At 49.7% G+C, this 6,040-nt stretch carries 5 protein-coding genes; all 5 read right to left on the bottom strand.

What is annotated here, in order from left to right; genetic code table 11:
* Positions 1-317: 317 nt before the first annotated feature.
* The gene (rfbA, locus tag C0623_12720) at positions 318-1,193 is read right to left on the bottom strand and encodes a glucose-1-phosphate thymidylyltransferase (protein PLX98384.1); all 876 of its coding nucleotides are present in this window, start codon (positions 1,191-1,193) and stop codon (positions 318-320) included.
* Positions 1,194-1,294: 101 nt separating this feature from the next.
* On the bottom strand, positions 1,295-2,362 hold the full coding sequence (rfbB, locus tag C0623_12715) for a dTDP-glucose 4,6-dehydratase (GenBank protein PLX98383.1): 1,068 nt from the start codon (positions 2,360-2,362) through the stop codon (positions 1,295-1,297).
* A 103-nt stretch (positions 2,363-2,465) separates the two neighbouring features.
* Entirely contained in the window at positions 2,466-3,872 is a 1,407-nt protein-coding gene (locus tag C0623_12710; protein PLX98385.1) for a mannose-1-phosphate guanylyltransferase/mannose-6-phosphate isomerase, read from the bottom strand.
* Between the two features lie 285 nt (positions 3,873-4,157).
* Positions 4,158-5,126: a GDP-fucose synthetase gene (locus C0623_12705; GenBank protein PLX98382.1), complete on the bottom strand. Its 969-nt coding sequence runs from the start codon at positions 5,124-5,126 to the stop codon at positions 4,158-4,160.
* A gap of 35 nt (positions 5,127-5,161) precedes the next feature.
* On the bottom strand, positions 5,162-5,542 hold the full coding sequence (locus C0623_12700; GenBank protein ID PLX98381.1) for a GxxExxY protein: 381 nt from the start codon (positions 5,540-5,542) through the stop codon (positions 5,162-5,164).
* Positions 5,543-6,040 lie beyond the last annotated feature (498 nt).

Raw genomic sequence — 6,040 nt, 5'->3', positions numbered from 1 at the left:
CAACAACAACCTTCAACCTTTATCACGCCCGTTCGTTTCACTCACTCGAGGACGCAGAGGGCACAGAGGAAAATCAACTTCGGTTTCAATTCGTTTTATTGGTTTGATCAGTTTTATTTTATTTAGGGACAGCCCCCGTTCGGGGACGGTCCCTGTGTGGCGGTGCTCTCTCCGACTCTCCGTTGAAATTGAATCTGCTATTCTTTGCGCCTTTGCATTAAAATATCTTGGGTTTTACCAGCGCACATCGGCGTTCATCAGCGGCTAAAAAGTCTTGATCACGCCCGTTCGCTTCACTGAGATTGTCGATGGTAGCATCAAATGGCAGTTATAACCGATTCAAGGTATTCACGATAGCTTGAAGCAGGGGTTTCGGAGATGATTTCTGCCATCTTTTGCTTGTTTACAAAGGCCATTCGATATGCGATCTCTTCAAGACAGGCAATCTTGAGCCCCTGACGTGCCTCCAGCGTGCCGATGAAGTGGCTGGCCTCAAGTAAACTTGAATGGGTCCCGGTATCGAGCCAGGCGACCCCGCGACCAAGATTTATAACATCGAGTTCATGTTGATCAAGGTAAAGACTTGTCAGATCGGTAATCTCAAGTTCACCGCGGGATGACGGCTTTAAATTCTTTGTCAGTTCAACTACTTTGCCGTCATAAAGATACAACCCCGGAATGGCATAATGAGATTTTGGCTGAACCGGTTTTTCCTCAATACTGATCGCTTTTCCATTTTTGTCAAATTCGATAACGCCATACCGTTCCGGGTCTTTGACCGGATAACCGAAAACGGTTGCGCCTTTCTTGAATTCAGAAAATATCCGGACGAGATCGATACGGCCATAAAAAATGTTATCCCCAAGTATCAGGGCAACCGGGTCCTTGTCGATAAACTCCTCACCGACCAGAAAGGCCTGGGCGATCCCTTTCGGCTCGGGTTGAATCGCATAGGAAAGGTTAATACCAAAGCGCGAACCATCACCGAGAAGCTCTTTGAATCGCGGCGTATCATGTGGTGTTGAAATGATCAGGATATCCCTGATTCCGGCAAGCATTAAGGTGGACAAAGGGTAATAAATCATCGGCTTGTCATAAACCGACTGTAATTGCTTGCTGGCAACAAGAGTCAGTGGATACAACCGGGTGCCGGCACCGCCGGCCAGTACAATTCCCTTTTTGATTCCAGGCATAATTAAAAATCCTAATTCAAGTCAAGTTTTATGTTTAGATGAAATTAGATAACAAGTCAGCCCGCCGCAAATAGCCTGAACTCCAGCCTCCAGCCAACTGATCACCGATCCTTATACATCTTTTCGTAATATTGTTGATAAGACCCGTCAAGGACTGAAGCAGACCATTCCGGATGCTCGAGATACCACTGAATCGTCTCGCGCAGGCCCTGCTCGAAGGTTACGTCCGGTTCCCAACCAAGCTCCTGCCTGATCCTGGATGAATCAATGGCATACCGCCGATCATGGCCGGGTCGATCGGTGACGAAGGTGATGAGCGAACGGCGCGGCTCACCTGATTCGAGCGGCGGCGCAAGATCGTCAAGAATATCGCACAGCGCATGCACGACTTCAAGGTTCCGGCGCTCGCTATTGCCGCCGACATTGTAGGTCTCGCCAAACCGGCCAGTCGCCAGGACAGCCCGGATTGCCTTGCAGTGATCAACCACGTAAAGCCAGTCGCGAACGTTTTTGCCATCGCCGTAAACCGGCAGACTCTTGCCGTTCAGGGCATTGTTGATCATCAGCGGTATCAGCTTCTCCGGGAACTGATAGGGACCGTAATTGTTCGAACAATTGGTGATCAGAACAGGTAGACCGTATGTGTGAAAATAGGAGCTGACCAGATGGTCCGATGCCGCCTTGCTCGCCGAATAAGGTGAATGCGGATCGTAGGGAGTTGTTTCCGAGAAGAGCCCGGTCTCCCCGAGCGACCCGTAGACCTCATCCGTACTGACATGTAAAAACCTGCGAGATCTCATGTTTGAAGGATTTTCAGTCACCCAATACTTCCTGGCCGTTTCCAAAAGGGTAAACGTCCCGACAATGTTGGTCTCGATGAATTCGGCCGGGCCGTCGATACTGCGATCGACGTGCGACTCTGCGGCAAAATGAACAACCGCATCAAACTGTTCTTCAGCAAACAGCTTTTCAAGCAGAACCTTGTCGCAGATATCCCCCTGCACAAAACGGTACCGTGAATCTTCGGCCAGATCTTCGAGACTTTTCAGGTTTCCGGCATAAGTCAGCTTGTCAAGATTGACAATCTGGCAGGATGGCTCTGATTGCAGGAGGTGACGAACAAAATTGGAGCCGATAAAACCGGCCCCGCCGGTGATGAGATATTTCATCTTTAAACCCTTAAATACTCCATAAAGCAGTTGGCAGTTAACTGCTCACTACTTTACAGTATATATTTTGCTGATAACTGCCTACTGTAAACTGCAAACTTTCTCACCTTCCGAAATTATCCTCAAACCGCTCGATATCATCCTCACCGAGATACCCACCCGATTGAACCTCGATAATCTCCAGTGGCACATCCCCCGGGTTCTCGAGTCGATGCACTGCCCCAACCGGAATGTAAGTCGACTCATCAACATTCATCATCCGGACCTCGTCGCCGCAAGTGACCCGGGCAACGCCGCTCACCACGACCCAATGCTCGGCCCGGTGCTGATGGCGCTGCAGAGACAGACTGGCTCCCGGATTGACGACAATCCGCTTCACCTGAAACCGTTCCCCCTGGTCGACACTCTCGAAGGTTCCCCAGGGCCTGTTGACCCGGCGATGCAGCAGCGACTCATCACGCCCTTCCTGTTTCAGCCATTCAACCACGCTCTTGACATCCTGCACGGAATCCTTGCCGGCAACCAGTACCGCATCAGCGGTTTCAACAACGACAATATCCTGCAACCCGATGGCAGCAACCAACTTGCTGTCGGCATGCAGGTAACAATCATTGCTGCCGGTGGAAAATACATCGCCGTGAATAACATTGCCATTGCCATCCTGTTCGTTGACCTCGCGCAGCGATGACCAGGACCCGACATCGCTCCAGCCGGCCGCCAGCGGGATAACAGCAGCCTTGTCCGTTTTTTCCATGACCGCATAGTCGATCGAGTCTTTCGGACAGGCGGCAAAGGACTCTTTGCCGAGGCGAAGGAAATCAAGATCGGAACTCATTGAATCGAATGCATCACGACAGGCGCTCAGCATCTCCGGGTTGAATTTCTCGAGTTGCCGTAAATAGACCGAAGCCTTGAACATAAACATGCCGCTGTTCCAGAAGTAGCGGCCATCCGCGAGATATTTCTGCGCCGTTTCCAGATCGGGCTTTTCGACAAATTCGGCGACCTGCAGACCAGAATGCGACAGTTCAGCACCGGAGCGGATATAGCCGTATCCGGTTTCAGGTGCATCGGGAACAATGCCGAAAGTGACCAGGCGACCCTCTTCAGCCAATTGCGCGCCATTGGCCACAGCTGTGCGGAATACCGTTCGATCCTTGATCACATGATCTGCCGGCAGAACAAGCAGGATCGGGTCATCTTCCCTTGGCGTCGCCTGCAAAGCCGCTATCGCCACTGCCGGTGCGGTATTGCGCCCGACAGGTTCAAGAATAATTGCCGATGGATCGATATCGATCATCCGCAGCTGCTCTGCCACCATGAAGCGGTGTTCTTCATTGCAGATAATCATCGGTGCCGCAAGACTCTCGATACCGTGCAGACGGGCAACGGTGTCCTGCAACATGGTCGAGGCCCCGACCAGTGGCAGCAACTGTTTCGGATAGAGTTCACGTGACAGCGGCCAGAGTCGGGTGCCGGCACCGCCGGAAAGAATGACGGGTAATATCATGGGATAACCTTTAATCAAAAACTGAAAAAGCATGCACCGCAAAGGTGCAAAGGACATAAAGTAAATTCAATTTTTTTTTGGGTTTTAACCAAACATCTCCAAACCCTTCTCTGCGAACTTTGCGTCTTCGCGGTAAACAAGATTTTCGGCTCTTCAGTCAAAACCTGAAACCATGTACCGCAAAGGCGCAAAGGTCGCAAAGTAAACCCTAATGCCTTTCAGGGTTCCATCAAATCTCTTACAAGCTCTTCTCTGCGAACTTGGCGTCTTTGCGGTAAACAAGATTTAAGTATTTGAGAAATTTTCACGAAACCAACGATAAGTTGACTCAATTCCACTTTTCAGATCAACCTCCGCGCTCCATCCAAGCTTCTCCAGCCGCGATACATCGAGAAGCTTGCGCGGCGTTCCATCCGGCTTCGAGGGATCAAAAACCAGTTCTCCGGCAAAGCCAACAACCTCACTGATCGTTTCTGCCAATTCGCGGATGGTCAGGTCAACCCCGGTGCCGACATTGGCAAAGGAAGGTTCCGGATAATTCAGAAGCTGCGCGGCCAGAAGGTCATCCGGCAACTGCATGATATGGAAACAGGCTGCAGCCATGTCATCGACATGCAGAAACTCCCTTTTCGGCGTGCCGCTACCCCAGACTTCAACAGAGTCGGCACCGGAGAGTTTTGCCTCATGCAGTTTGCGCATCAGGGCCGGCAACACATGCGAGCTCTGCAGGTCGAAGTTATCAAACGGGCCGTAGAGATTGGTCGGCATGACCGACACGAATTTTGTTCCGTATTGGCGATTATACGACTCACACAACTTGATCCCGGCGATTTTGGCCAGGGCATACGGCTCGTTGGTCGGTTCAAGCAGACCGGTCAGCAAGGCATCTTCATTCATCGGCTGGGGTGCCAGTTTCGGGTAGATACAGGAAGAGCCCAAAAAGAGCAGCCGCTCAACCCCGGTCCGCCAGGCGGAATGGATGATATTCGATTGAATGACCAGGTTGTCATGGATGAACTCGGCCGGGTAACTGTTGTTGGCGTGGATCCCGCCGACCTTGGCCGCCGCCAGGAATACGTAGTCAGGCTTCTCGGACGCGAAAAAATCGGAGACCGCCCGTTGGTCGCACAGATCGAGAACATCCCTGCCACGCAACAGAAGGTTATTGAAACCATCCGCTTCCAGCTTGCGAACAATAGCCCGCCCAACCATCCCCTGATGGCCGGCAACGTATATTTTTGATGATAAGTTCATTTTCACCGCAAAGGCGCAAAGAACGCCAAGAAATTCTAAACCAGATTGTTTACAATTCTCTTTATTCCATCGCGCATCAAAGGAACATTGAAGTTTAACAACATCCCCAACCTGCACTGGGTTAATTTCAAGTATGTCAGTAGTTGAGCATCGTGAATCGGCTCAAGTTTGTTAACAGATTTCAACTCAAGAATGACAGAGTCGTCAACAATTAAATCAAGCTTGTAACCGCAATCAAGTGATTCGTTCTTATAACTCAAGGGCAATTGTTTCTGAGTTTCATATGGTAAACCGATCAAATCGAATTCACGACAGAGACACTTCTCATATGCAGATTCAAGAAGCCCAGGCCCTAAAGTCTTATGAACCTCTATAGCCGCACCAATGACCTTATTCGAAAGAACATCTTCTTTCATCATCCCCCCTTAATAATTTACACCGCAAAGGTACTAAGAACTGAAAGTGAATTAAATGTTTTTCAAGGTTTTAATCAAACACTCACAATCTCTTCTCTGCGAACTTTGCGTCTTCGCGGTAAAAAAGCTTTTCGGCTCTTCAGTCGAAACCTGAAACCATGCACCGCAAAGGCGCAAAGGACACAAAGTATGTTCAAACGCTTTACAGGGTTTTAACCAAACATCTCCAAACTCTTCTTTGCGAACTTTGCGTCTTCGCGGTAAACAAGCTTTTCGGCTCTTCAGTCAAAACCTGAAACCATGCACCGCAAAGGCGCAAAGGGCACAAAGTATGTTCAAACGCTTTACAGGGTTTTAACCAAACATCTCCAAGCCCTTCTCTGCGAACTTTGCGTCTTCGCGGTAAGAAAGTTTTTGGATTAACCAATAGTCTTTGTCATTCGTATTTTTTTTACGACTTTGCGGTAAACCCGCTTTATTCATGATAATTGAACGTAT

It is taken from the genome of Desulfuromonas sp., assembly GCA_002869615.1.
Taxonomy (GTDB): Bacteria; Desulfobacterota; Desulfuromonadia; order Desulfuromonadales; family UBA2294; genus BM707.
This window is presented reverse-complemented; position numbering and strand designations above follow the sequence as displayed.